This is a genomic window from Enterobacter cloacae complex sp. S1, assembly GCF_014930525.1.
GTDB lineage: Bacteria > Pseudomonadota > Gammaproteobacteria > Enterobacterales > Enterobacteriaceae > Enterobacter > Enterobacter hormaechei_C.
Map to the genome: position 1 here is coordinate 1 of NZ_JADBRE010000043.1, position 264 is coordinate 264.

Sequence of the window (264 nt, forward strand, 5' to 3'; positions counted from 1 at the left end):
TTAATAAGTGGCGGAACGGACGGGACTCGAACCCGCGACCCCCTGCGTGACAGGCAGGTATTCTAACCGACTGAACTACCGCTCCACCGAATACTTCTGTAACCACCGGATTAATGCACCGGCTTACTACTTAATTTGATGCCTGGCAGTTCCCTACTCTCACATGGGGAGACCCCACACTACCATCGGCGCTACGGCGTTTCACTTCTGAGTTCGGCATGGGGTCAGGTGGGACCACCGCGCTACAGCCGCCAGGCAAATTCT

The 264-nt window shown here is 56.1% G+C and carries 1 tRNA gene and 1 rRNA gene; both read right to left on the minus strand.

What is annotated here, in order from left to right:
* Window positions 1–8 precede the first annotated feature (8 nt).
* Window positions 9–85, minus strand: a tRNA-Asp gene (locus IM290_RS20685).
* A gap of 55 nt (window positions 86–140) precedes the next feature.
* Window positions 141–256, minus strand: a 5S ribosomal RNA gene (rrf, locus tag IM290_RS20690).
* Between the last annotated feature and the right edge of the window lie 8 nt (window positions 257–264).